The sequence below is a fragment of the Kiloniella laminariae genome (assembly GCF_027214005.1).
Classification (GTDB): Bacteria; Pseudomonadota; Alphaproteobacteria; order Kiloniellales; family Kiloniellaceae; genus Kiloniella; species Kiloniella laminariae_A.
The window spans coordinates 214,899-239,675 of sequence record NZ_JAPWGY010000004.1 but is presented as its reverse complement, the minus strand read 5'-3'; the positions used below and the strand labels follow the sequence as shown (position 1 = coordinate 239,675).

Here is a 24,777-nt window from a genome sequence, read left to right as displayed (position 1 = left end):
GTTCCTAATTTCCATTGGCGACAGAGATCAGCCCCTGCTCGATCTTGGCACGGATAACCTCGATTTGCTTGTCTTCCGGCTTGAAGCTGAGGGCCCGCTTCCACTGGAAACGGGCTTCGTGATAACGCCCCACCTGCCAGTAAGCATCCCCAAGGTGATCATTGATCACAGGGTCTTCGGCCTTCAATTCGATTGCCTGTTCCAGATAGTTGACAGCATTGTCAAATTTGCCCAGCTGGTAATAGACCCAGCCCAGACTATCAACAATATAGCCATCCTCAGGCCTGAGCTCGACCGCCTTGATCAGCATGTCTTCTGCCTGAACCAGATTTTTTCTTAATTCTACCCAGGAATAGGCCAGATAATTCAGCACATGCGGCTGATCAGGGGAAAGTTCCAATGCCTTGAGAAAATCTGCCTCTGCTTTGGCCCACTGATCAGTGCGTTCATGGGTGATACCGCGAAAATAATACACAGACCAGAAGCGGCTATCAGCACTGTCAATCCGCTCAATCGCCTGATCATAGGCTGATGAGGCCTCTTTGAATTTCTCTGACGCCCGAAGAATATTTCCCCGGCGCAAATGAGGTTCAAAGCGTTCCGGACGCAGCTTGCTCATGGATCTGAGCTCATCCAGAGCTTCTTCCTTCAAGTCGAGAGCAACAAGCTCGTCAGCAATCCTCAGGCCAACCGTCCAAGCGTAAGGTGAACTTTCCGGAATTGTGCGATAAAGCGCAATAGCATCCCGGCTCCGCCCCTGGGTCTGCATGATTTCGCCGACAAGGATTTTCGCTTCCTCGTACTCCGGGCGCAATCTCAGCGCCTGCATGGCATAGACAAGGCCGGCATCATAGGCTTTTTCCTGGGCATGCAAACTTGCAAAACCAAAAAGAATCTCGGCAAAGGCATCACCTGGACTGCCAATCACCCGTTCAACACCTTTACCATCTTCAAGGCTTTTCAGGGATTTAAGCGCGATCGTACTGTCAGGATCACTCTCGAGATAGGTCCTGAGCAGGCCTTTTGCTGCCTCAGCATCCCCCTGGCGGCTCAGAAAATCAGCAACAATATTGATTTGCCGCAGGCTTGGCGGGTTTGAAATCTCCAGCACATTCATATAGGCCGCAAGAGCCTCTTCGCTGCGTCCCCCCAAATCCTTTAGCAAGGCAAGCTGAATGCCGTACAGCGTCTGAAAACCTTCCTTTTTGGAAAGTGTTTCCAATGTTGCAACGGCCTTGTCCAGATCTCCTTTGGCCAGATCGGTCCAGGCGAGGAACATCGGGCGCAGGATTGTATTCACCCCGGTATCGGGTGATGCCTCGATTCTCTCTCTGGCCAAGTCCCACTCTTCGTTTTTAACCGCATCAACCAACAAAACCAGATGGGCAAGAGACTGATCCGGTGATACCGCAAGAATCCGGCTGGCCAATGCCAAAGCATCGTCATTATTGCCAGCACTCGCGCTTAATAAAAAGGCACGGGCGAGGAGTCTGGGGTCACCTGGCGCGGCTTCAAGAGCATTCAGCATCAGATCGGCTGCAACACTATAGTCGCGATTTTGTCCGGCGATCAGACCTGCCAGATAGGTACCGGAAGGCGAAACATTTTCGGCAAAAGGAACAGTATCCCCTTCCGTTCCAGCCGGATTGAGCGCCCCACCAGATTGTCCCTGCGATGAACTGCAGGCGCCAAGAATAAATGCCGTTCCTGCTGCGAGCAGGAAACGCTGGAAACGTGGATTTACAAACAAAAAGCCGTGGCGAGGCAAATCATCCTCCTCTTCGCCGGACATGAATTGAATGCAGTCTACCCTTCTACAACTGCCGCGCCAAGCACGCGCTGCTCAAGTTACGGTTACTTAATAAAAAAACGGGATGATTCACACGAAATCGCCCCGTTTTTTTTCACATTACAAGTGTCTGTGCTAACGACCTGTCACAGCCTACATATTCGGATAATTTGGACCACCGGAACCTTCAGGTGTAACCCAGTTGATATTTTGGGTCGGGTCCTTGATATCACAGGTTTTACAATGCAGGCAGTTCTGGGCATTGATCTGCAGCTGGGGATTCCCGCCATCATCATCCCGGACAATTTCATAAACCCCGGCAGGACAGAACCGCTGTTCCGGCGCATCAAATACAGCCAGGTTATGGGCAATAGGGACAGAACTGTCTTTCAACTGCAGATGACAGGGCTGGTCTTCTTCATGGTTTGTCCCCGAGATAAATACCGATGACAGACGATCAAACGAGAGCTTGCCATCTGCCTTCGGGTATTCAATCCTCGGCATGGCTGAAGCAGGCTTCAGGGTCTCATGATCAGAATGCTTGTGGTGGAAGGTCCAGGGCAGTTTTCCACGAAGGACCTTGAGATCAATCCCGGAATACAGCATCGATCCCCACAATCCGAACTTGCTGAAAGCAGGACGGAAGTTACGCGAGGTGTTAAGCTCTTCATAAACCCAGGATTTTTTATAGGCCTCCGGATAACTCTCCAGAACCGCTGGCGCCGCGCCTTCCGCATTCTCGGTAATCGCAGCAAAGGCGCTTTCAGCAGCCAGCATTCCGGTTTTCATCGCGTTATGGCTGCCTTTGATTTTGGCAACGTTAAGGAAACCGGCAGAACAACCGATCAAGGCACCCCCAGGGAAAGCGAGATCGGGTACAGATTGCAGGCCCCCTTCATTCAAGGCACGGGCGCCATAGGAAATACGCTTTCCGCCTTCAAGCATTTTCGCGATCGCCGGATGCATCTTGAAACGCTGGAACTCCCCAAAAGGGAAAAGGTGCGGGTTTTCATAATCAAGACCAACCACGTAACCGACGTAAGCCTGACCATTTTCCAGGTGATAGATAAAAGACCCGCCCCAGGTCGAACTGTTCATTGGCCAACCTGCAGTGTGCACAACCGTTCCCGGCTTGTGTTTGGCGGGATCCAGCTCCCAGAGCTCTTTCATCCCAAGGCCATAGGTCTGTGGATCACAGTTTTCACGAAGATTGAATTTCTCCATCAAACCTTTACTGAGAGAACCGCGGCAACCTTCGGCAAAGAAGGTGTATTTTCCGTGCAGCTCCATCCCCGGCATGAATGAGTCTTTCTGCTCGCCGGACTTGCTAACCCCCATATCGCCAGTTGCGACGCCTTTGACCCGGCCATCGTCATGATAAACCACTTCAGAAGCAGCAAAACCCGGATAGATTTCCACACCAAGTTCTTCTGCACGCTCACCAAGCCAACGACACAGATTACCGAGAGAGATGACATAGTTACCATCATTGTGCATTTCGGGTGGCAAGAGGCTGACGGGAAAATTCACAGAGCCCTTTTCACTCAGCAGCAGGAACTTTTCATCGGAAACAGGTGCATTCAGCGGTGCCCCTTTTTCTTTCCAGTCGGGGATCAGCTCGTTTAGAGCCCGCGGCTCGAACACAGCTCCCGAGAAAATATGTGCGCCAATTTCCGAGCCTTTTTCAAGCACGCAGACAGAAACTTCTTTACCACTTTCAGCCGACATCTGCCGCAATTTGATCGCTGCCGCGAGCCCAGCAGGTCCCGCCCCCACGATGACGACGTCATATTCCATAAACTCGCGTTCCATAAACTCTCTCCATCTGAGTTCGTGGGCATTGTGACTATCCTGTCACTTCTGTCCCAAGAGCATCTAAACCCGTGTAAAGCCATCCATCTTCGTCATCGTTATTGTGACAAAGAAAGCTGTCCCAAAACATTACGTGAAAAACTTGCCTATTTTTTTCACAAAACTCAATGCTAATTTATAATGATTTTCGCGTTGCAGCAATTTAACAATAACGACACAGAAGAACCAAATAATAGCTGGAGATACTCATTTTCCTCCCTGACAACACAATATCATTCCTGGTTAACATCGAAACTCTTTGTTCCTTATCGATAGAAAATCACAAAGCTTGTCGCACGGCGGGCAGGCTCTATCATAAAAAAACAGAGATAATGTTTGGTTTGTTCCCGATTTAATTTTAAACAGGGTATGGCGCGGGTGGTGGTTTAAATTCCGGGCCCGTCATGTCACAAGTGAGTACGATGAGTAGCGACCTCCCGAATCAAGACGAAGACACAAAAGGCAACGAATACGGGTATGCCGGGACGCTGGATGACTGGTCCCGGGATGAACTGCTCGCCGCCTTGGAATGGCAACATGCCTTTGGTGTTGACGAGGCAATCGGGCCAACAGCTCTGGATAGCTATTCTTTCGCCCTGACCCATCAGAATACCCCCAGACCAATGATCTCCGCGCAGACTCCAGGCGCTTCAGATAGCCAGACTTCAAATACAGCCGCGGTGGCGCCCGCCACAAAACCACCAACAACTGCCGGGCGTGCTCTGCAGTCATTCCAGCGGACTCTGACAGAAGCAGATCAGTTGGCCAGATCAGCAACTTCGATCCCTGAACTTGCTGAGGCATTAGGGAAATTTGAAGGCTGCTCGTTACAAAAAACAGCTATCAGTACAGTTTTTGAGGCAAAAGCCGTCCCGGCCAGACTTATGATTGTCCTCGGCGCCCCCAGAGCAGAAGAAGACCGTGAGGGAACAACAGTGGCCGGACAAAACCGGACTCTGTTGACCAACATGCTAAAGAGCATAGGCCTGTCCCTTGAGGACGTTTATCTGACTTCTTCAGTCTTTTGGCGTCCACCCGGAGACAAAAAACCTACAGCGAACGATCTGGCCTGTTGCAAACCTTTTATCGAAAAACAGATCGAGCTGATACAACCAGAAATCTTGCTGGTCATGGGTGAAACAGCCCTGCGCAGCCTCATTGATCCGGATGCCAGTCTACTGCGTCAGCGGGGCAAGTGGGGCACCTATTCTCTATCAGGGATGAGTGCGATCAAAAGCCTAGCAACCTTTGCTCCGCACATGTTGTTAAACACACCCCGCCAGAAAGCTCTGGCATGGCATGACCTACGTCTTGTCAAGGCAGCCCTGTCCTCTGAAAAACCGCACTAGAAGACCTCAAGAATGAACGCTTTACCTCTTCGGCTTGTTTACCGCCGCTTTGAGTAATCTTCACCTATTATTAAAGCCCAAGGTATATACAATTTTATATAAACAACACATTCGTTCCATAAAACAGCTCTCTTTGGGCGGTTGCGATCAAGATCGTAATTCACTACCCTGTTTGCGTTTTCCGGGGGAATTCGCAAACAGGAACAAAAGTCATAATCCAACCCAAATGACATCCGGGTTTTATGACAAGCGCGCAAGATGGGGGAAAACCAGCTCGTTATGACAAAATTCGCTCTGTGGCAACCAACTATCCTCGCCACCACCCTCACTCTTTCATTGGTTTTTACCGGCAGCTGTGGCCTGTCATCGTGGAGTGCCCAGGCCTCCACACCTGTGCCTGAACAGATTGCCCCCCTGGCAGACCAGGACGAAGCGCTAAAACCCGGCGAGCTCCCCAAAATTCTCAAAGAAGATGATATCGAGACTTACGCCAGGATTTTTGCCCTTCAGGAACAGGGGCGCTGGCCAGAAGCAAAGAAACAGATTGCCAAGCTGCAAGACATGACCCTTATGGGTCATGTTCTGGCGCAAAAATATCTGCATCCAACAGCCTACAGATCTAAATACAAAGAGCTCAAAGAGTGGCTGGATGAATATGCGGATCACCCCCAGGCGGATACCATCTACAAACTGGCATTACAGCGGCGCCCGAAAAATTACGCCATGCCTGCCAAGCCGGTCAAATACAAGAACGCTTCCTATCGGGCCTATGGGAAAAATTACAGTTATCGTTCTGGCAAAAAACTCTCTGGCGCAGACCAGAAAAAAGCACGCCAGCTCAAGAGCCAGCTCCGGCGGAACATCCTGAACACCCGCCTGTCGATAACAGAAGAAGCATTACAATCCCCTAAAGCCAAACACCTTCTGGACAAGGTCGAGATTGACCAGACCTACGCTAAATTGGCTGCTGCATGGTACTACTACGGCAAAGACCAAAAAGCCTATGATCTCGCGGAAAAAGCGACAAAATCCAGAAAATATGTCCCCTCATCTGACTGGATTGCAGGGTTGGCGGCGTGGCGCATGGGCCAAATTGACCTGGCCAGAAAACACTTTTCTACTTTAGCCGATGCGACAAGGGCAAACAGCTGGATGCGATCTGCCGGGGCCTATTGGACAGCCCGAGCAAACCTGAAGCTCAAGGCACCACAGGATGTCAGCAAGCGCCTGTACCAGGCTGCAGAATACCCCAGAACCTTTTATGGCGTGCTGGCGCGACGGGCTCTTGGCCTGGACCTCATTTTCGAAAACAGCGCCATTGCCCTTGGTCTGGATACAGTTGGCATTCTCGAAAGCTATCCCACCAGTCGTCGCGCATTGGCGCTGTTACAACTCGATAAAATCGACGAAGCCCGTGAAGAGCTTTCGCAAGTCATAGGCAGTATTGAAGGCGACGAGATTCATGCCTTTCTTGAGCTGACAGAACAGATCGGCATGCCCAGACTCGCTTTCAGGCTCGGGGCAAGGATGGCCGCGGAAGAAAAACAGGAACGCCAGCTCCCCTCTGACAGCTGGGGCATTATCGACACCGCTCTCTATCCCATCCCTCAATGGGAGCCCACTGGCGGATACGAGATAGATCGCGCTCTGGTCTATGCCTTTATGCGTCAGGAATCGTCGTTCAACCCGAATGCCAAAAGCCCCGATGGCGCACGCGGGCTACTTCAGCTCATGCCACAGACCGCGACGTTCATTGCCGACAAACGCAGTTTTCGGGGAGCAGACAGAAACGAGCTCTACGATCCTTCCCTCAACCTTGAACTCGGACAGAAGTATCTCAGCTATCTCCTCACCCACTCCTATGTCCAGGGCGATCTGTTCAAACTTGCGACCGCCTATAACGGGGGGCCTGGAAATCTGGGGAAATGGGAGCGCAATACCAATCATAATGACGACCCACTGCTCTTCATCGAAAGCATACCATCCCATGAAACCCGTCTTTTCATCGAGCGAGTCCTGACCAACCTCTGGATCTACCGGGCCCGCCTCAATCAGGCATCTCCTTCTCTTGATGCCCTTGCCGCAGGACACTGGCCGCGATACGAAGCACAGGATATAAATACGACAAGTACCGGATCGGATATCGCGAACAATGCCAAAGCTCGATGAAACTCGCCCTTTTCTGCCTGTTAACATTGCAATCGTAACAGTTTCCGATTCCAGAACCGCCGCGGATGACCGCTCTGGGGATATTCTGGAAAAAATGATTCTGGAAGATGGGCACAAGGTCTGCGCCAGATCTATCGTCAAGGACGATCTGGACAGGATTATCGCAACCTTCACATCTCATGTGAACGACCCTGACATCGACGTTGTTATTTCTACCGGAGGCACCGGGGTAACCGGGCGGGATACAACACCCGAAGCCCTGAAAGCTGTAATGGAAAAAGAGATTGAGGGTTTTGGCGAACTCTTCCGCTGGATCAGCTTCGCCAAAATTGGCACCTCAACCATGCAAAGCAGAGCAATCGGCGGTGTCGCAAAAGGAACCTATCTCTTTGCCCTGCCAGGATCACCTTCAGCATGCAAGGATGGATGGGGAGAAATTCTGAGATCACAGCTGGATAATCGCCATCGCCCCTGTAATCTGGTAGAATTAATGCCACGCCTGCAGGAACACCTTTCCTGAATCAGGCAAGTCAGGGAAAACTCTTTCCTTCACAATAGACCCAGAACACAACAGGACAGAAAACACCGATGCACGATCACAGTGGTAGCCTAACAGGTCTGGCAATCGTCATTTTGGGAGCCTTGGCCTGCGGGATTGCCATGCGGCACTTCAAACAACCCCCTGTACTTGGGTACATCCTCGCTGGCGTCCTGCTGGGTCCGACAGGTCTCGGCCTCGTAGACAATCGCGACAACATCTCAACCCTTGCTGAACTCGGGGTCCTGATGTTGCTGTTTGTCATCGGAATGGAACTCTCCCTGCGCGGCATCAAAGAAGTCTGGAAAATAGCACTCGTCACAACCGCCCTGCAAATAGGCGTGGGTGTCGGCGGCATGCTCGCACTTGGCTATGCCCTGGACTGGAGCATCGAATTGAGCCTCTTCTTCGGCTTTGTCTTTGCACTTTCCAGTACAGCCGTCGCGGTCAAGATGCTCAAGGAAATCAATGAACAGAACACCCGTGTGGGGCAGGTAACGATTGGTATCCTTATTGCTCAGGATCTCGCCGTTGTCCCCATGATGTTGCTCGTAGGTTCCTTTGGCAGTGAAGGTGGCACCGGCAGCGAAGCGATAATCAAGGTCGGCTTCTCCATCGCGTTCCTTGCCTTGTTGCTGGCCTTTCTAAGCAAAAGACGCGGTCTGCAAATTCCCTTTGCCCGCTCCATCGGGGATAACGAGGATCTCACACCACTTGCAGGCATGGCCTTCTGTTTTGGCGCCGCAGCACTTTCTGGGATCATGGGGCTTTCAGCAGCATACGGTGCTTTCCTTGCAGGACTGGTTCTCGGAAACTCAGCCAGTCACAAGGTAATGATTCGCCAGGTAGCGCCGATTCAAAGTATTTTGCTGATGGTCTTCTTCCTCTCTATCGGCCTGCTTCTTGATGCATCCTATATCTGGGAGAATCTTGGCCTGGTCTTTCTGCTCGTTCTCTTCGTTGCTCTTTTCAAAACGGCTTTCAACATTGTCCTGCTGCGGTTTCTCGGCGAAAGCTGGCCGAGAGCCTTTATTTCAGGTGCCCTTCTGGCCCAGCTCGGGGAGTTTTCTTTTATTCTCGCTGCACTGGGGATTGGTGCTGGTGTGCTGAGTGATGACAATTACCGGCTTGTGGTTTCCGTAACTGTTATCTCGCTCTTTACCAGTCCCTTCTGGCTTTTCAGCGCCCGCAGATTACATCAAATCGGACAACTGGGCGTCACCTCCGGGCGGGAAACAATGCGTTTGACCTATGGCCCCGAAGTCAATGCCATCAGGCGCGCCAGCCTGACTCTGCAGGTTTTCGTCACCACTGTGCTGGCGAAACTGGGGAAAAGCCCTCAGGAGTCAGAAGCAAAAGCCGAGGAGCCATCACAGAATGAAGTAACGCCAGCACAGATGGAAACCAAGATGGCCCCCACGGCTGACAAACAGGATCTATCTACGCCAGCAAGCGCTCCAGAAACAGATGACGCGATCGACAGCGTCGTCAAATCATAGCCCCAAAACGGTTATGCCTGACTTTCAAATAGAAATCGAATTCCAAAAACAGCTCGCTATTGACCCGGCAATTATTGTTGGACTGGATGAGGTAGGTCGCGGCCCCTGGGCTGGTCCGGTTGTTGCGGCCGCCGCCTGGCTTGACCAAGCCCGCACGCCTTTATCGCTACTAAGAAAGCTGGATGATTCAAAAAAGCTGACCGCGACAAAACGAAGGCAGCTTGCTGAGGAACTGACGCAGCTGAATACAGGTGGAGTTGTCAAAATCGCACTCGGACAGTCATCTGTTGAAGAAATCGATGCGCTTAACATTCTTCAGGCATCGCTACTTGCAATGCAACGCGCTTTTCAAAATCTCGGGATGTGTCCTGATGGTGCGCTGATTGATGGGAACCGCCTCCCAGAACTGCCCTGCCCCGGACAAACCGTGATCAAGGGGGACAGCCTCAGCCTGTCCATTGCCGCCGCGTCTGTCGTTGCAAAGGTCGAAAGAGACAGACAAATGCAGCAACTCTCGATACATTATCCAGGTTACGGCTGGGAAAGAAACCAAGGTTATGGGACAGCCGAACATCGTGCCGCACTACTAGATCTTGGGGTTACGCCTGCACATCGTCGCACATTTCGTCCTGTGCGTGAGCGACTCGAGCTAAGCAACTGACTCTTATGACTCTTTACTTGACTCTTCCTGTAAAAAATACTTGACCGCGACTCCATCGTGACTCAGGATAGGGGACTCGAGTCAAGGGGAGTCTGCTTTAGTGAAGAAAAATGTTGTCCATCTCGGCGAATGCGTTGAGATCATGAACGGTCTGCCTGAAAAGTCCGTTGATGTGATCTTTGCTGACCCTCCTTATAACCTGCAGTTGGCTGGCGAATTAACACGTCCTGACAATTCCAAGGTTGATGCGGTCAACAATGACTGGGACAAGTTTGACAGCTTCCGCGCCTATGACGAATTCACCTGGAAATGGCTCCAGGCTGCCCGCCGCGTCCTGAAGGATAATGGGACTCTCTGGGTTATCGGTAGCTACCACAATATCTATCGCGTCGGGACATTACTCCAGAACCTGGATTACTGGATGCTCAATGATGTAATCTGGCGTAAATCGAATCCCATGCCGAATTTTCGGGGGCGACGCTTTACCAATGCCCATGAGACCATGATCTGGGCCGCAAAATCCAAAGATTCCAAATATACCTTCAACTATGAATCCATGAAGGCACTGAACGACGACGTACAGATGCGAAGTGACTGGCTTCTGCCTATTTGCAATGGTGGCGAGCGCCTGAAGAATAAAGACGGCGACAAAGCCCACCCGACCCAGAAACCAGAACCCCTGTTGCATCGTGTTATTCTGGCATCGACCAGACCTGGCGATGTCATACTGGATCCGTTCTTCGGCACCGGCACAACTGGCGCTGTCGCGAAACGCCTTGGCCGTCACTATATCGGGATCGAGCAGGACCCGGATTACGTTGAGCTCGCAGAAAGCCGATTGTCCAAAGTAAAACAGCTGGACGACATTGATCTTGTTGCTATTGAGCAAAAGCGTGAACAGCCCCGCATCCCCTTTGGCACCTTGATCGAGCGCGGTCTGCTGGAACCGGGAACAACACTCTATAGCCCGAAGAAAAAATTCTCCGCCAAAGTCCGGGCAGACGGCACCCTGATCGCCGACAAGTTCCAGGGCTCGATCCACAAGGTTGGCGCAATGGTCCAGGGAGCCGCCGCCTGTAACGGCTGGTCCTTCTGGCACCTTGACGCTGAAGGTAATGAAGTTTCCATTGATCTGCTGCGCCAGCAGGTCAGGGCCGAAATGGCCAATTAGATCCGAAATCAAAAAGAAAAAGGCCTGATTAACAGGTCTTTTTCTTTTTGATTGATCATCACGTCTTTGAAGCTCTCTTCAGTTATACAGCCTGATACAGAATCTTTTTCATGACGGTAGGCAAAGCAAGTCCGGAGAATTCCTCTGCCACATGCCAGCTTCCACCGACTTTCCCTGCGATCTGCTCTTTCTCATCCTTGCCAACTTTGGCCTGCAACAGTGAAATCTCGAAATGGAAATGGGTAAAGGTGTGCTTCACCTGACCTTCCAGCAAACTCCAGTGCCCCAGATCATCGAGAAAACGATCCCGCTCCGGCTCTGGCGCTTCCCCCCAGCTCCCGCTCGGCACCTCTACCATCCCACCCAAAAGCCCGCTTTCAGCCCGTCGACGTAACAGTACCGATCCCTCCTCATCTCGAAAGAGATAGGCAAAAGCCCGGCGGATCGGCTTGAGCTTTTTTGGAGCTTTTTTCGGCAACTCAGCGGCAATTCCCTTTTCCCGTCCCAGGCAACCAGCCTGTATAGGGCAGAGAACACAGGCCGGGTTGCGCGGGGTGCAGATTGTTGCCCCCAGATCCATCATGGCCTGCGCATAATCCCCTGACCGTTCTTGCGGTGTCTGCTTTGCTGCCAGGGTCCTGATTTCGGTCTTCACACCAGGCAAGGGGTCCTGCAGCGCATAAAACCGGGCGATGACCCGCTCGACATTCCCATCAACAACCGCCGCGGGACGGTCAAAGGCAATCGCGGCAATCGCCGCTGCCGTATAGGGCCCGACACCGGGCAGCTTGAGCAATGCCGCTTCATTGTCGGGGAAAATACCGTCCAGTTCTTCAGCAACAACCTGGGCACAGCGGTGCAGGTTGCGCGCCCGTGCATAGTACCCCAGCCCTGCCCAGGCTGTCAGAACCTGATCCAAGTCTGCCTGCGCAAGGTCCTCAACAGTAGGCCAAATCGCCAGAAACTTGAGAAAATATGCCTTCACCGTTGCGACAGTTGTCTGCTGCAGCATGATCTCGCTGAGCCAGACGTGATAAGGAACGGCAAGCTCTCTCTGATCCCCGCTCCCCCTCATTTTTTGAGGTCCCTTGCGCCAGGGCAGTTCCCGGGCATGACGGTCATACCAGGGCAGCAATCTCGGCGCGATCACAAGAGAGGTATCCTGAAAGGCTGTACATTCTGAAAGAGGACGTTTTGTTTCCAGCATTAACTTGTCGTTACACCCTGATGAATAGATCCTGTTATTCTTTTTGTTCCTGCATGATACTGTTCAAGAGGACAGTATCATGCATAAAGCCTCTGGACCAAAACCCAACCAGAGCCAAAACACAAGTAAAGACAGACAAGAACCAATGCCTCCTCCACGCAAACCACGTGCAGCTTCGAAAGCTTCGACTGAATCGAAATCGGCAGAATCCGAGGCCTCAACCCGGCGTTTCAAGACAATGGCCCCAATCTCGGCTACCTTGCCGCGCCTCACCCGCAAACTGATTGGCAAACGCGGTTTTGCCGAGGGTGGTTTGCTGGAAGACTGGGCGAACATCGTCGGACAGGAACTCTCTACCCAGTGCATCCCGGTTAAACTGAGCTATCCTCCCCAGGGTATACGCAACGATGGCACCCTGTTACTCAAGGCCGATCCCGCTTTCGCCCTGACCATCCAGCAGCAGGCTCCGCAAATTATCGAACGGATTAACAGCCATTTCGGTTATCGGGCTGTTGCCCGCCTCTCGTTACAGCAGGCGCCCCTGCCCCAGAAAAAGGCTTCACAAAAGCCGCAGCTCCCCAAGCTCACTCCCGGTGAACGCCAGTCCATTGCCCAGGAATTCTCAAATATTCAGAACGACTCCCTGCGCTCTGCTCTGGAAGAGCTTGCAACAACCCTCAAAGCCAAGCAAAAAACACCTAAATGATCTATGTGGCTATCCGCCCTATTGCCGCCACAGTTCCCCCTAGACTAGGTTAGGAACAGTTTGAATCAGCTTTTGTACGCACACCTGGGATTATAATGACAATGAACAGACGGCTTTTCATCCGCAACGCAGCAACTCTTGCTGCAGGTTTGCCACTGGCTGCAACCCTTGCTCCCTTTTCTCCAGCCTATGCTCTGGGAGAAGTAACGGAACAGGATCACATTCTTGGTGACAAGAACGCACCGGTAACTTTGATTGAGTACGCCTCCCTGACTTGTCCGCACTGTGCCAATTTCCACAAGGATGTCTTGCCACAGATCAAGACCAACTGGATTGAAACCGGCCGTGCGAGACTTGTCTTTCGTCACATGCCTCTGGATGGTGTGGCCTTTATCGGTGCCCTCGCAACAGAGTGCTTTGAAGGCGATCGCTATTTCACCTTCCTCGATTTTCTGTTCAAGCAGCAGCAAACATGGGCTTTTGGCGGTGACCCCAAAGGAGAACTGGCCAAAATCGCTTCACTGGCTGGTGTCAGCAAAGAACAGCTTGAAAAATGCCTTGCGGATGAAGAGCTCCAGAAACGGGTCGTTACCCAGGCTCAGGAAGGGAAACGACTTGGGGTTCAGTCAACCCCAAGCTTTATTCTGAACGAGAAACTCTATCCCGGTGGCCGGGACTATGACGCCATGAATGAATTACTGGAAGATGCCAGCTGATTGCCGCTAACTCCTCTGCCCCGAAAAGGCCCCTGACAATCAGAGGCCTTTTCTTTTGTCTGCTCCCCCATCTGGCGGGTGAGAACGCACGTTGCAGATTCCCGGTGAGCAAGCTACTCTTTTCAGGTGATTACACTGGCCATCTTCCCGCTCTATCGAGGGAACCTCATCGATAGCGCCTACATCCACAGACCGGAGCCCAGCCACTTTGGTTCAGTTTAACAAACTACGCCTTAGCGGGTTCAAATCCTTTGTTGATCAGACAGAATTGCTGATCGAATCCGGTATGACCGGCATTGTCGGCCCAAATGGTTGTGGCAAATCCAATCTGGTTGAGGCCCTGCGCTGGGTAATGGGAGAGACCTCCGCCAAGCGCATGCGGGGAAGCGAGATGGACGATGTTATCTTTGCAGGCTCGTCAAACCGTCCCCCGCGTAATCTTGCCGAAGTCTGCCTTGTTCTTAACAATGAAGACCGGACAGCTCCTGCAGCTTTCAACGAGTATCAGGAAATTGAGGTCGTACGACGAATCGCCCGGGGCAGCGGGTCAAATTACAAGGTAAACGGCAAGGATGTCAGAGCACGAGATGTCCAGCTGCTCTTCGCGGATGCGGCCAGTGGCTCACAATCGACCGCATTGGTCAGCCAGGGGCGCATTGGCGAGATCATCAATGCTCGTCCTGCCAACCGCCGCCTTCTTCTTGAAGAAGCTGCAGGGATCACAGGCCTGCATTCACGGCGACACGAAGCAGAGTTGCGCCTCAAGGCTGCTGAAAGCAACCTCGAACGACTTGAAGACGTTGTCACCACGCTAGAAGCCCAGCTTCAGGGACTGAAAAAACAGGCCCGTCAAGCCAGCCGATACCGCAATCTTGCCGAACTGATCCGCCAACATGAAGCCATCCTGCTGCACTACGAATCAGTGGATGCACAGGCTCTCCTGAATACAGCAGCAGCGAATCTCACCGGAAACCAGAAAACCGTTTCTGAAAAAACTGCAATTGTTGCCCAAAAATCGACAGCACAGCTGGAAATAACGGCAAAACTGCCTAACCTGCGCGAAGCTGAAACAACCCTGTCAGCTAGGCTGCAGCGCTTGTTATTGGACCGGGAAAACCTCCAACGCGAAGAACAGCAAGCAGCTTCAGCCCTCACACAGGCAACCGAACTTCTGCAGCAACTGACAAAAGACCGTGAACGGGCTGCGGGTATCCACAAGGATGCCAAGGAAGCAGAACAGCGCCTGAACAAGGAAAAGGCGGATATCAACCAGCTCGAACTGACCGCACATGACAGGCGACAACAGCTCGAACAACTCTGCTCCGACGGCGCAAAAAAAGTAACCGAAACGGATCGCTCCCTGAGCGAGATCAGCAACAGGATCGCAGCAAACGAGGCCCGCACAACGGTCATGACACGGCGTCTTTCTGAATTGAAAATTCAGATTGATCGACACTCAACCCTGATAGATCAGCAACTCAGCCTTCAGAAGCAGCTGAAAGAACAGAGAATCAACGACGCAGCATTGAAAGAAGCTGCAACAAAAGTACAAACAGCCGAAATCTCCCTTCAAGAAGCCACAACGGCATCAGAAGAGCTGGAAAAACAGCTTCTAAAGGCACGACAGCAGGAAGAACTTCTTCTCGAACAAATGCAGACCGCCCGGAATAATCACCAACAGGTCACGGCAGAGGTCAATGCCCTGAAAGAAATGCTTCAGGATGAAACCGGCGCCATAACTCACCCTATTATGGAAGAGCTTTCCGTAACCCCCGGATACGAAAAAGCCCTGGGCGCTGCATTGGGAGAAGATCTAAATGCCGGATCAGAAGAAAGTGCTGTAGCCCATTGGCACAATATTCCCCGCCGCGAAAATCTCCCCCAACTGCCAGAAGGGGTCACCTCGCTTATAGAGTATGTGGATAGCCCTGAACGCATGCATAGCCGTCTCTCGCAAATTGGTGTAATTGAATCCAGAGCCGTGACAGATGCCCTCTATGCCCAGCTTGCTCCAGGGCAAAGACTGGTCTCCCGCGAAGGTACTTTGTGGCGCTGGGATGGACTGACCGTAAGGGAAGACGCCCCCTCTCCCACAGCAGTACGTCTTGCACAGAAGAATCGTCTGCGTGCCCTCGAAAAACAGCAGAGGATTACGGAAGAAATCAGCGGAACAGCCAGAGCTGCCTACCTTTCTGAAAAAGAATTACGCGAGACACTTTCCCAGAAAGAAAAGGAAGCCCGGAGCCGGGTAAACAGCGCCTTCGCAACCCTGACAAATGAACGGAACAAACAGGTCGAGCTGACACAAAAAGATTCCCGCCTGTTGTCGCAGCTGGAAGTCGTTGAAGAAAATCTGCTGCGCCTACAGCAGGAAAAAAAGGATGCAAGTTCAGGTTACGACGCTCAAAACCGCGAACTTCAACAACTCCCTGATCTCGATAGCGAAAAAGAAAAAGTTTCCGAATTGCGAAGCGAGCTATCAAACAGTCGCCAGATTCTCTCAGCCGATCGGGCTAAGCTCGAACAACACAAAAGAGATGCCGACGGGCGCAAGCAACGACTGGGCGCCATTGCGGCCGAGCTGGATTCCTGGCTAAGACGCACCCGGGAATCAGACCAGTACCTTGGGGAAATCAGCACGCGAATAAAACGCACAGAAGCTGAAATTTCTGTCTGGCAGGAAAAACCTCTTCTTTTGCAAAAACAGCATGTTGCAATAGAAAAGCTGATTGCCGCCGTAGACACAGACAGAAAAAGTGCCGCGGACAACCTTCGAGCAGCGGAACTTCAGCAGGCAGAGGCAGATCGGCAATTACGTGAATCCGAACAGGATCTCTCCCAGGCCAGGGAAAACATGATCCGGGCTGAATCTGAAGTCGCCCAGGCCAAACAGGCTATGGCAATTCTGATTGACCGGGTTCGCGAGCGGCTTGGTTACTCACTGGAAAAAGCGCTTTCCATAGCGGATATCAAGTTGGGTGATGACCTTCCTCTTCGGGAAGAAGTGATGAGGAAACATAACCGCCTGACTGCCGAGCGCGACAACATGGGTCCGGTAAACCTGCGCGCAGAAAAAGAGGCAGAAGAGCTTGAAGCCCAGATCAAGGCCATGCTTGGGGACAAGGAAGACCTGTTACAGGCAATCAGTAAATTGCGCCAGGGCATCTCAAATCTGAACCGGGAAGGGCGAGACCGCCTTCTCAAAGCCTTTGCCCGGGTAAATGCGCATTTCTCTGATCTTTTTGTTCGGCTTTTTGGTGGCGGGCAGGCACATCTCAGCCTTGTTGATGCCGAAGACCCTCTTCAGGCAGGATTGGAAATCATGGCCAGTCCCCCTGGGAAACGGCTTCAGGTAATGTCTTTGCTTTCCGGTGGAGAGCAGGCGCTGACTGCCCTTGCCCTGCTTTTTGCCGTTTTCCTGACCAATCCTGCCCCGATCTGTGTTCTGGACGAGGTTGATGCCCCCCTCGACGATGCCAATGTCGATCGTTTCTGCAAACTGGTTGAAGAGCTTGTCCACAGCACTTCAACCAGGTTTCTGATTATTTCCCATCACCGCATGACCATGGCCCGGGTCCATCGTTTGTACGGCGTAACCATGAGCGAACGCGGCGTCAGTCAACTTGTCTCCGTTAATCTTGAAGCTGCTGACGCTTTAATAGATGAATAGACTCACGGCAAAATCAAGGATTCCCCTGTTCTTCTGAAAGTCTATTTTTTAGTATTTTTATTACATTTCATATTGTTACCCCCCTTAATATCCCAATACCGACACCCTCTGTAGCAGCTCCCCCAAAAAACTGTTGCCTTGCATCCACGAAATAGGGCGGAAACATGACTGATTCGTTCTTGACACAACAACCGGGCAACACGTATGTTGCGCCCGCGTTTAATAGCTGCTGCCTCAGCCATTTTGGTAGCCATCAGGGGGGGTAAAAATATGCCGGAACCTGAAGATAATTCGTCGTTGACGGATCTGGATACAAGACTGCGCGCGGCTCGCGAGCGTCAGGAAAAGGTTAACAAACCTGCATCCAGAAACCAGGCTGAGATGGCAAGCGGGATGGCGGTCGGATTTCGTATCGCTGTCGAAATAGTTGCAGCTCTGATCATGGGCTTCGGGATTGGATACTATCTCGATCTGTGGTTGGGGACTAAACCTTGGTTGATGATCATTTTCTTCTTCCTGGGTATCGGGGCGGCCTTTATCAATGTGATCAGGGTTGCTAAACAGTTAGAGAACAAGAAGCGTTTTCGCGACACCCGCGAAGATGACGCAGAGTGAAATAGAATAGAGGGGAAGTCTCGTGGCATCAGGTGGTTCACACAGCCCAATGCAGCAGTTCGAGGTAAATCCGATCGTTGCTTTGAAGTTGGGTAGTTACGATATCTCCTTTACCAATTCAGCCCTGTTCATGGTGTTGTCAGCTGCTTTGATAACCGTATTCCTGGTATATTCCACCCGTGGACGGGCGTTGGTACCAGGCCGGTGGCAGAGCATGGCAGAGATGAGCTATGAAATGGTAGCCAATCTACTACGTGACAATGTGGGTTCAGCGGGTCGTCAGTACTTCCCGTTTGTCTTTACACTTTTCATGTTTATCCTTTTTGGAAACATTATCGGTCTCGTTCCAGGAACCTTTACCTTCACCAGCCACATTGCTGTGACCTTTGCCATGGCAATTATCATCTTTCTGGCAGTTACGGTTATTGGTTTCGTTCGGCATGGTGCCGGCTTTCTGCGCCTGTTTTTCCCGCATGGAGCCCCGCTCTGGACAGCTGTGATCCTGATTCCGATTGAACTGGTTTCCTATCTTTCAAGACCGATCAGCCTGTCTGTTCGTCTCTTTGCCAATATGGTCGTCGGCCACGTACTGTTAAAAGTTCTTGGCGGCTTTGTGGTCATGCTTGGTCTGTTTGGTGTTTTTGTTCTGCCTGTTCTGGTCAGCATTCAAGCTCTGGAACTCTTGGTCGGAGCACTACAAGCATATGTTTTCACCATCCTGACTTGTATCTATCTGCACGATGCAATCCATCTGCACTAGAACTTATCAGGTACTCGTAACTTACTTATCTATCTAACGTTATATATCTAACGTTCAGCGTTAAAGGAGCTGGAAATATGGAAGCTGAAGCCGCAAAACTGATTGGTGCCGGTCTGGCTACTCTCGGAATGATTGGTGCAGGTGTTGGTGTTGGTAATGTCTGGTCAAGTTATTTCCAGGCAATCGCTCGCAACCCAGCGTCTAAAGACGAAATCGGCGCGAACATCTGGATTGGCTTTGCTGTTACCGAAGCTATCGCACTGTTCTCCCTGCTGGTTGCTCTGATCCTTCTGTTCGTAGCCTAATCGGAACAGTTCTCTAGGCCGATATCGCCAGAACCCCTAACCGGGATATCTGAGTGTGTCGGCCTATCAGACTTTTATCTGGACCGACTTTGTTAACTGAACAGGGCGCGTAGCACGATGCCACAATTTGATCCTTCCACGTGGGTAAGCCAGATTTTCTGGCTGATTATTACCTTCGGCGTGCTTTACTTTCTGTTGTCCAAGCTCGCATTGCCGAGACTGGCCTCCATTCTGGAAGAGCGTGAAAACAGAGTTTCCGGTGATCTGGAAAAAGCAGAACGCCTGAAGCAAGAAGCTGAAGAAGTCCTAGCCGACTATCAGAAAGCTATTGCTGATGCACGGACCTCTGCCCTTGCTGCTCTTAAGGAATCTGCGGATAAGATCGCAGCCACCGGTGCCAAGCGCCAGGCTGAGTTTGATGCCCAGCTTAAAGAGAAGGTTCAGATTGCCGAGGACAAAATCTCTGTCGCTCGCACTGAAGCCCTGAGCCATATCAAAGATGTGGCCACAGAAGTTGCCAGTGCCGCAGCCGGGAAACTCCTGGGTGCCGATGTAACCGAGGCCAAAGTCAGCAAAGCTGTTGACGAAGTTCTGGGAGGCAGAGGCTAATCATGGAATTCTTACATAGTCCTTCTTTCTGGGTTGGCGTTTCTTTCTTCATCTTTGTGTTTCTCGTCATTGCCAAAGGCGGCAAGGGCATACTCGCAAGTCTTGATGCCCGTGGCGAAGCCATTCGCAAGACTCTTGAAGAAGCCCAGAACCTCCGGGAAGAAGCCCAGAAAACACTGGCAGAATACAAACGCAAGCAGCGGGATGCTTTGAAAGAAGCAGAGGAAATTGTTGAACACGCGAAGGCTGAAGCCATCCGTGTCGGCGAAGAATCTGCCAAAGAACTCGAAGTGTCACTAAAACGCCGTGAACAGCAGGCAATGGATAAAATCAATCAGGCAGAAGCTGCTGCCTTGAACGAGGTCCGGAACCAGGCTGTTGATGTTGCGATTTCTGCAACAAAAGCTATTCTGAGCAGCAGTATCACGAAACCCAAAGCCAAGGCGCTCCTTGATGATTCCATCAGCGCACTGGACGGCAAGTTTCACTGACCAGTTAGCCAGAGCAAAAACAAAAAAACCGGCTTCTTGTGAGCCGGTTTTTTTGTTTGTATCGCCACCAAAGAAACAACGGAACTTTCTCCGGTCAAAACAATTCTATCTCCAGGACTCTCTTTCAGGAGAATTGCCCCCTCACTGGATCGAAACAATATCCAGCACTTCAGAACCTTCTGATATCAGTACATGAGATTCCGGCACCTTGTTCCAGCCTGTTCGGTCAACGCTCAATGGCTCGGAAACCACCACCAGACGCCCTTCCTGCTTTTGCCAGTACAGAGACGGCGCATAGCTGTCGCTCGCATGCCTGAGGCTAAAAAGCCTCTTGCCGTCGGTAATAGCCATAGTACAGCGGAAGGGAGCGGTGATCTCTTTTTCTTTCTGAAGTGTTTCAACGGTCGAAACCATTCGGCAGATTGCCTTAACCGGATTTTCCTCTAGGCCGAGGCAAAAGAGCATATAGAAAAGCGCCTCACTGTCTGTTGTTCCCATTCTGTTGAGATAATGACAATCAGAAATATGGGCTTCCAGAGGGCGGCGCAGCTGTTCATAGCCCCCAACCTGACCATTATGCATCCCCATCCAGTTTTCATAGGCAAAGGGGTGGCAGTTTGCACGCGACGTCGCCGTTCCCGTCGAAGCCCGGACATGTGCAAAAAAATGTGACGATTTGATCTGTCTTGCCAGATGTCTCAGATTGCAATCGTTCCAGGCTGGCATGATTTCCCGATAGAGCCCGGGCTCTTCCTGTTGGCCATACCAGCCAACCCCGAACCCGTCACCATTGGTGGCCACCTTTGCTTCTGTTGCATGTTGCGATTGCTCGACAAGAGAGTGTTCGGGTTTGAACAGAAGATCTTCCAGAAAAATCTCATCTCCAGAATAGGCAAGCCAACGGCACATAGATCACTCCAACACGCTACAGGATGAAAACCCGATTTACCCCGGAATTTAAACAAGGCCAGTTTATCATCATCTGGTTAACACTTTACGGCACACCCAGGGAAGTTTGCGACATCCTACTCCTGTGCCATAGATCAGCAATAGACTTCTTGATGCCAATAAAATAAAAAAAGGAGTCCGCGCTTGTAACGCGGACTCCAGTCCCAGCAATGGGCGGGAACAGGGTGCGGCCCCGTTCCAAGTGTGTCGAACCGTCCCTTGCCCGACATACACACCCTATGAGGACGGAGGGATCAGATATGTGGAACTCCCAGCTTTTGGTCCCATCTGCTCTCTCCGTTTCAGCGACCTATTCGGCCGCATCCCGATAGCTCTCGATCGAAGGACAAGAGCAAACAAGATTCCGGTCACCATAGACGTTATCTACCCGCCCAACTGGTGCCCAATATTTTCCATCCCGCAGATTTTCTACCGGATAGGCCGCTTCATCACGGCTATAGGGGTGTTTCCATTCTTCTGCCAGAAGTGAAGCTGCAGTATGAGGTGCATTGCACAGCATATTGTCATCACCTGGCAGTTCGCCACGCTCGACACGGGCGATTTCCTTACGGATGGAAATCAGAGCATCCGCCAGACGATCCACCTCGTATTTGGACTCTGATTCCGTCGGCTCGATCATCAGGGTTCCGGCAACCGGGAACGACATCGTTGGTGCATGGAAGCCATAGTCAATCAGACGTTTGGCAATATCATCTACCGTGATCCCGGCAGTCTCTTTCAGCGGGCGGACATCAACAATACATTCATGCGCCACCATCCCGTTACGCGAGGCGTAGAGGATCGGATAGTGATCAGACAACCGCTTCGCCAGATAGTTGGCGTTGAGGATTGCGGCCTGTGTTGCCTTGCGCAAGCCTTCAGCCCCCATCAGCTTCAGATAGACCCAGGTAATCGGAAGAATACTGGCAGAACCCCAGGGAGCCGAAGTAATCGCCCCCTGCCCCGTTACTGGGCCAGCCTCGGCAACCACCGAATGATTTGGCAGGAAAGGCGCGAGGTGTTTACCAACACCGATTGGTCCAACACCCGGGCCGCCGCCGCCGTGCGGAATGCAGAAGGTCTTGTGCAGGTTGAGGTGTGAAACATCGCCACCAAACTTGCCTGGCTTTGCCAGACCGACCATGGCGTTCATGTTTGCGCCGTCAATATAGACCTGACCACCAAAATCATGAACAATTTTGCAGGTTGTACGAACTTCTTCTTCGAACACACCGTGGGTCGAAGGATAGGTAATCATCACCGCGGCAAGATTGTCTTTATGCTTTTCGGCTTTCAGGCGCAGATCTTCGTTATCGACATAGCCTTCTTCGTCACAGTTAACCACGACAACCTTCATACCAGCCAAGGCAGCAGAGGCCGGGTTGGTGCCATGAGCTGAAGCAGGGATCAGACAGATATCCCGCTCCATATCCCCCCGGCTTTCATGATATTTACGGATGGCAAGAAGGCCGGCATATTCCCCTTGGGAGCCCGAATTAGGCTGCAGGGAAATGGCATCATAACCTGTGATCTCAACCAGCATGGCCTCGAGATCTTTGATCAACTCGATATAACCTTCGGCCTGATCCAGTGGAACAAAGGGATGAATATTTGAAAACTCAGGCCAGGTTACCGGGATCATCTCGGTGGCTGCGTTGAGCTTCATCGTACAGGATCCCAAAGGAATCATCGCACGATCCAGACCAATATCCTTGTCAGAAAGCTTGCGCAGATAACGCATCATCTCTGTTTCGGAATGATAGCTGTTGAACACCGGATGGGTCAGGAAACTGGTTTGGCGCGCAAGACCTTCTGGCAGGTTGCTGTCCACAGACTGGTCCAGTTTATCGACAGACTGCCCAGAAACACCAAAAACAGCCCAGAGCGTTGCGATATCTTCGCGCAAGGTTGTTTCATCCAGAGAAATCCCCAGCGTATCACCATCCACCAGACGCAGGTTCATTTCTTCTTTGCGTGCTTTGGCGGCGATATCCTTGGCCTTACCCGGTACCTTGATCGTCAGCGTGTCAAAGAAAGCGCTGTGGACGACATCAACACCACCGGCTTTCAGGCCCGCAGCAAGAATAGACGTCAGCCGGGCCACACGGCGCGCAATCAGCTTCAGTCCCTTTGGTCCATGATAGGTGGCATAGAACCCGGCCATATTCGCCAGAAGCGCTTGCGCGGTGCAGATGTTACTGTTGGCTTTCTCGCGTCGGATGTGCTGTTCCCGTGTCTGTAGAGCCATGCGCAAGGCAGGGGCTCCGTGTGCATCCACAGACATCCCGACCAGACGGGCCGGGATAGAACGTTTGTAGGCATCCTTTGTCGCGAAGTAACCAGCGTGTGGTCCGCCAAATCCCATGGGAACACCAAAACGCTGGGCGGACCCCAGAGCAAAGTCAGCCCCAAGCTCACCAGGGCTTTTCAACAGTGTCAGGGCCAGAATATCAGCGGCAAGACCAGCGAGACCTTTATGCTCCTGAACCGCGGCAATCAGGTCACTGTAGTCATCAATACGACCAGAAGTGCCCGGATACTGGAACAGCGCCCCATAAACCTTTGATGGATCAAGATCCTTGCGAGGGTCACCAATCTGGATTTCATAGTCCAGTGCCTCTGCCCGGGTTTTGATCACATCAATGCTTTGTGGCAGGAGATCCTGATCAACAAAGAAGACTTCAGCCTTGCTCTTGGCGACCCGGCGACAGAATGTCATCGCCTCGGCTGCGGCGGTTCCTTCGTCGAGCATAGAAGAGTTCGCCATCTCCATGCCGGTCAGATCGGAAATCATCGTCTGGTAATTGAGGATCGCCTCCAGGCGACCCTGTGAAATCTCAGCCTGATAAGGTGTATAGGCCGTGTACCAGCCTGGATTTTCAAGAACGTTCCGCAGGATCACACTTGGCACTTTCGTGCCGTAATAACCCATGCCGATGTAGGATTTGAAAACCTTGTTCTTTTTTGCGACAGAGCGCGCATAAGCCAGAACATCGCTCTCGGTCCGGCTTTCGGCCAGAGCAAGCGGATCTGTCTCGCGGATGGATTTAGGAACTGTTTTTTCAGACAGATCATCCAGGGATTCAAGACCGAGCAGTGACAGCATCTCTGTCATTTCAGCTTCTCGCGGGCCGATATGGCGGCGAATGAAGTCTGTTTTTTGCTCAAGGTCCTGTAGAGACAATTTTGTATCAGACATGGAGTTTCCTCATCAGATGATGACCGTTCCAGCCCGGTTTAAAGGGCTGGAACATTTAACGCTAAAGCAAGGCTGAATCGCTTAGAGACCTTCGACAAAGGCCTTGTATGCAGCTGCATCCATCAGATCATCCAGCTGGGACGGATCAGAGATCTTGGCTTTGTAGAACCAGCCCTTGCCCATCGGATCAGAGTTCACAAGGCTTGGCTCATCGGCCAACGCCTCGTTTCCTTCAACCACTTCACCATCACAGATGGCATAGACTTCACTGGCAGCCTTAACGGATTCAACAACAGCTGCTTCGCCACCTTTTTCCAGTTCCTTACCTTCTTCGGGAACTTCCACGAACACCACATCACCCAGCTGCTCCTGTGCGAATTCGGTAATCCCAACGGTTCCGATATCACCTTCGACAAGAATCCACTCGTGCTCTTCGCTGAATTTCAGTTCGCTCATAATCCTGATCCTTTAATCACGTTCTTTTTCTAGGGTTCATTATTGGGACGTTGCCCTGTATTGCGGAG

General features: G+C 51.8%; 20 protein-coding genes. 14 read left to right on the top strand and 6 right to left on the bottom strand.

Annotated features, from left to right (window positions below; genetic code table 11):
- Positions 1-4 precede the first annotated feature (4 nt).
- Positions 5-1,792 carry a tetratricopeptide repeat protein gene (locus O4H49_RS13565; RefSeq protein ID WP_269423973.1) on the bottom strand — a complete coding sequence of 596 codons (1,788 nt, stop codon included), beginning with the start codon at positions 1,790-1,792 and terminating at the stop codon, positions 5-7.
- Between the two features lie 150 nt (positions 1,793-1,942).
- Positions 1,943-3,601, bottom strand: a complete 1,659-nt coding sequence (locus tag O4H49_RS13560; protein ID WP_269423972.1) for an electron transfer flavoprotein-ubiquinone oxidoreductase — start codon at positions 3,599-3,601, stop codon at positions 1,943-1,945.
- Between the two features lie 461 nt (positions 3,602-4,062).
- On the opposite strand from O4H49_RS13560, the gene O4H49_RS13555 reads away from it, so the two are divergent.
- From O4H49_RS13555 to O4H49_RS13530, 6 genes are all read left to right on the top strand, one after another.
- Positions 4,063-4,989 carry a uracil-DNA glycosylase gene (locus O4H49_RS13555; RefSeq protein WP_269423971.1) on the top strand — a complete coding sequence of 309 codons (927 nt, stop codon included), beginning with the start codon at positions 4,063-4,065 and terminating at the stop codon, positions 4,987-4,989.
- 279 nt (positions 4,990-5,268) lie between these two features.
- Entirely contained in the window at positions 5,269-7,158 is a 1,890-nt protein-coding gene (locus tag O4H49_RS13550; RefSeq protein ID WP_269423970.1) for a lytic transglycosylase domain-containing protein, read from the top strand.
- The gene (moaB, locus tag O4H49_RS13545; RefSeq protein WP_269423969.1) at positions 7,142-7,678 is read left to right on the top strand and encodes a molybdenum cofactor biosynthesis protein B; all 537 of its coding nucleotides are present in this window, start codon (positions 7,142-7,144) and stop codon (positions 7,676-7,678) included. The genes O4H49_RS13550 and moaB overlap by 17 nt, the downstream gene beginning before the upstream one ends.
- A gap of 68 nt (positions 7,679-7,746) precedes the next feature.
- Positions 7,747-9,195 (top strand): cation:proton antiporter, encoded by a 1,449-nt coding sequence (locus O4H49_RS13540; RefSeq protein WP_269423968.1) that lies wholly within the window; start codon positions 7,747-7,749, stop codon positions 9,193-9,195.
- A 13-nt stretch (positions 9,196-9,208) separates the two neighbouring features.
- Positions 9,209-9,856: a ribonuclease HII gene (locus O4H49_RS13535; RefSeq protein WP_269424055.1), complete on the top strand. Its 648-nt coding sequence runs from the start codon at positions 9,209-9,211 to the stop codon at positions 9,854-9,856.
- A 142-nt stretch (positions 9,857-9,998) separates the two neighbouring features.
- Entirely contained in the window at positions 9,999-11,027 is a 1,029-nt protein-coding gene (locus O4H49_RS13530) for a site-specific DNA-methyltransferase (RefSeq protein ID WP_269424054.1), read from the top strand.
- A gap of 82 nt (positions 11,028-11,109) precedes the next feature.
- Here the strand turns inward: O4H49_RS13530 and mutY are convergent, their stop codons facing one another.
- On the bottom strand, positions 11,110-12,234 hold the full coding sequence (gene mutY, locus O4H49_RS13525; RefSeq protein WP_269423967.1) for an A/G-specific adenine glycosylase: 1,125 nt from the start codon (positions 12,232-12,234) through the stop codon (positions 11,110-11,112).
- Between the two features lie 79 nt (positions 12,235-12,313).
- Here mutY and O4H49_RS13520 point away from each other — a divergent pair, with 79 nt between their 5' ends.
- The 8 genes from O4H49_RS13520 (at position 12,314) to O4H49_RS13485 (ending at position 20,106) form a co-directional block, all read left to right on the top strand.
- Complete coding sequence (locus O4H49_RS13520) at positions 12,314-12,940, top strand: DUF721 domain-containing protein (protein WP_269423966.1); 627 nt, start codon at positions 12,314-12,316, stop codon at positions 12,938-12,940.
- A gap of 101 nt (positions 12,941-13,041) precedes the next feature.
- Positions 13,042-13,656, top strand: a complete 615-nt coding sequence (locus O4H49_RS13515; RefSeq protein ID WP_269423965.1) for a DsbA family protein — start codon at positions 13,042-13,044, stop codon at positions 13,654-13,656.
- A gap of 208 nt (positions 13,657-13,864) precedes the next feature.
- Positions 13,865-17,326, top strand: a complete 3,462-nt coding sequence (gene smc, locus O4H49_RS13510; RefSeq protein ID WP_269423964.1) for a chromosome segregation protein SMC — start codon at positions 13,865-13,867, stop codon at positions 17,324-17,326.
- Positions 17,327-17,596: 270 nt separating this feature from the next.
- Positions 17,597-17,941 carry an AtpZ/AtpI family protein gene (locus O4H49_RS13505; protein ID WP_269423963.1) on the top strand — a complete coding sequence of 115 codons (345 nt, stop codon included), beginning with the start codon at positions 17,597-17,599 and terminating at the stop codon, positions 17,939-17,941.
- Positions 17,942-17,990: 49 nt separating this feature from the next.
- Entirely contained in the window at positions 17,991-18,701 is a 711-nt protein-coding gene (locus tag O4H49_RS13500) for a F0F1 ATP synthase subunit A (RefSeq protein ID WP_269424053.1), read from the top strand.
- Between the two features lie 77 nt (positions 18,702-18,778).
- Positions 18,779-19,006 carry a F0F1 ATP synthase subunit C gene (locus O4H49_RS13495; RefSeq protein ID WP_269423962.1) on the top strand — a complete coding sequence of 76 codons (228 nt, stop codon included), beginning with the start codon at positions 18,779-18,781 and terminating at the stop codon, positions 19,004-19,006.
- A 117-nt stretch (positions 19,007-19,123) separates the two neighbouring features.
- Entirely contained in the window at positions 19,124-19,615 is a 492-nt protein-coding gene (locus O4H49_RS13490; RefSeq protein WP_269423961.1) for a F0F1 ATP synthase subunit B', read from the top strand.
- Positions 19,616-19,617: 2 nt separating this feature from the next.
- Positions 19,618-20,106, top strand: coding sequence for a F0F1 ATP synthase subunit B (locus O4H49_RS13485; RefSeq protein WP_269423960.1), 489 nt, complete (start codon positions 19,618-19,620; stop codon positions 20,104-20,106).
- Positions 20,107-20,247: 141 nt separating this feature from the next.
- On the opposite strand, the gene O4H49_RS13480 is transcribed toward O4H49_RS13485, so the two are convergent.
- The 3 genes from O4H49_RS13480 to gcvH form a co-directional block, all read right to left on the bottom strand.
- Complete coding sequence (locus O4H49_RS13480) at positions 20,248-21,015, bottom strand: class II glutamine amidotransferase (protein ID WP_269423959.1); 768 nt, start codon at positions 21,013-21,015, stop codon at positions 20,248-20,250.
- 349 nt (positions 21,016-21,364) lie between these two features.
- Positions 21,365-24,253: an aminomethyl-transferring glycine dehydrogenase gene (gcvP, locus tag O4H49_RS13475; protein WP_269423958.1), complete on the bottom strand. Its 2,889-nt coding sequence runs from the start codon at positions 24,251-24,253 to the stop codon at positions 21,365-21,367.
- A gap of 81 nt (positions 24,254-24,334) precedes the next feature.
- Complete coding sequence (gene gcvH, locus O4H49_RS13470) at positions 24,335-24,709, bottom strand: glycine cleavage system protein GcvH (protein ID WP_269423957.1); 375 nt, start codon at positions 24,707-24,709, stop codon at positions 24,335-24,337.
- Positions 24,710-24,777 lie beyond the last annotated feature (68 nt).

What these genes read in the sequence shown, in the direction of transcription:
- O4H49_RS13565 (WP_269423973.1), bottom strand. Translation starts at nt 1,792, where the DNA reads ATGTCCGGCGAAGAGGAGGATGATTTGCCTCGCCACGGCTTTTTGTTT.
- O4H49_RS13560 (WP_269423972.1), bottom strand. Translation starts at nt 3,601, where the DNA reads ATGGAACGCGAGTTTATGGAATATGACGTCGTCATCGTGGGGGCGGGA.
- O4H49_RS13555 (WP_269423971.1), top strand. Translation starts at nt 4,063, where the DNA reads ATGAGTAGCGACCTCCCGAATCAAGACGAAGACACAAAAGGCAACGAA.
- O4H49_RS13550 (WP_269423970.1), top strand. Translation starts at nt 5,269, where the DNA reads ATGACAAAATTCGCTCTGTGGCAACCAACTATCCTCGCCACCACCCTC.
- moaB (WP_269423969.1), top strand. Translation starts at nt 7,142, where the DNA reads ATGCCAAAGCTCGATGAAACTCGCCCTTTTCTGCCTGTTAACATTGCA.
- O4H49_RS13540 (WP_269423968.1), top strand. Translation starts at nt 7,747, where the DNA reads ATGCACGATCACAGTGGTAGCCTAACAGGTCTGGCAATCGTCATTTTG.
- O4H49_RS13535 (WP_269424055.1), top strand. Translation starts at nt 9,209, where the DNA reads ATGCCTGACTTTCAAATAGAAATCGAATTCCAAAAACAGCTCGCTATT.
- O4H49_RS13530 (WP_269424054.1), top strand. Translation starts at nt 9,999, where the DNA reads ATGAACGGTCTGCCTGAAAAGTCCGTTGATGTGATCTTTGCTGACCCT.
- mutY (WP_269423967.1), bottom strand. Translation starts at nt 12,234, where the DNA reads ATGCTGGAAACAAAACGTCCTCTTTCAGAATGTACAGCCTTTCAGGAT.
- O4H49_RS13520 (WP_269423966.1), top strand. Translation starts at nt 12,314, where the DNA reads ATGCATAAAGCCTCTGGACCAAAACCCAACCAGAGCCAAAACACAAGT.
- O4H49_RS13515 (WP_269423965.1), top strand. Translation starts at nt 13,042, where the DNA reads ATGAACAGACGGCTTTTCATCCGCAACGCAGCAACTCTTGCTGCAGGT.
- O4H49_RS13505 (WP_269423963.1), top strand. Translation starts at nt 17,597, where the DNA reads ATGCCGGAACCTGAAGATAATTCGTCGTTGACGGATCTGGATACAAGA.
- O4H49_RS13500 (WP_269424053.1), top strand. Translation starts at nt 17,991, where the DNA reads ATGCAGCAGTTCGAGGTAAATCCGATCGTTGCTTTGAAGTTGGGTAGT.
- O4H49_RS13495 (WP_269423962.1), top strand. Translation starts at nt 18,779, where the DNA reads ATGGAAGCTGAAGCCGCAAAACTGATTGGTGCCGGTCTGGCTACTCTC.
- O4H49_RS13490 (WP_269423961.1), top strand. Translation starts at nt 19,124, where the DNA reads ATGCCACAATTTGATCCTTCCACGTGGGTAAGCCAGATTTTCTGGCTG.
- O4H49_RS13485 (WP_269423960.1), top strand. Translation starts at nt 19,618, where the DNA reads ATGGAATTCTTACATAGTCCTTCTTTCTGGGTTGGCGTTTCTTTCTTC.
- O4H49_RS13480 (WP_269423959.1), bottom strand. Translation starts at nt 21,015, where the DNA reads ATGTGCCGTTGGCTTGCCTATTCTGGAGATGAGATTTTTCTGGAAGAT.
- gcvP (WP_269423958.1), bottom strand. Translation starts at nt 24,253, where the DNA reads ATGTCTGATACAAAATTGTCTCTACAGGACCTTGAGCAAAAAACAGAC.
- gcvH (WP_269423957.1), bottom strand. Translation starts at nt 24,709, where the DNA reads ATGAGCGAACTGAAATTCAGCGAAGAGCACGAGTGGATTCTTGTCGAA.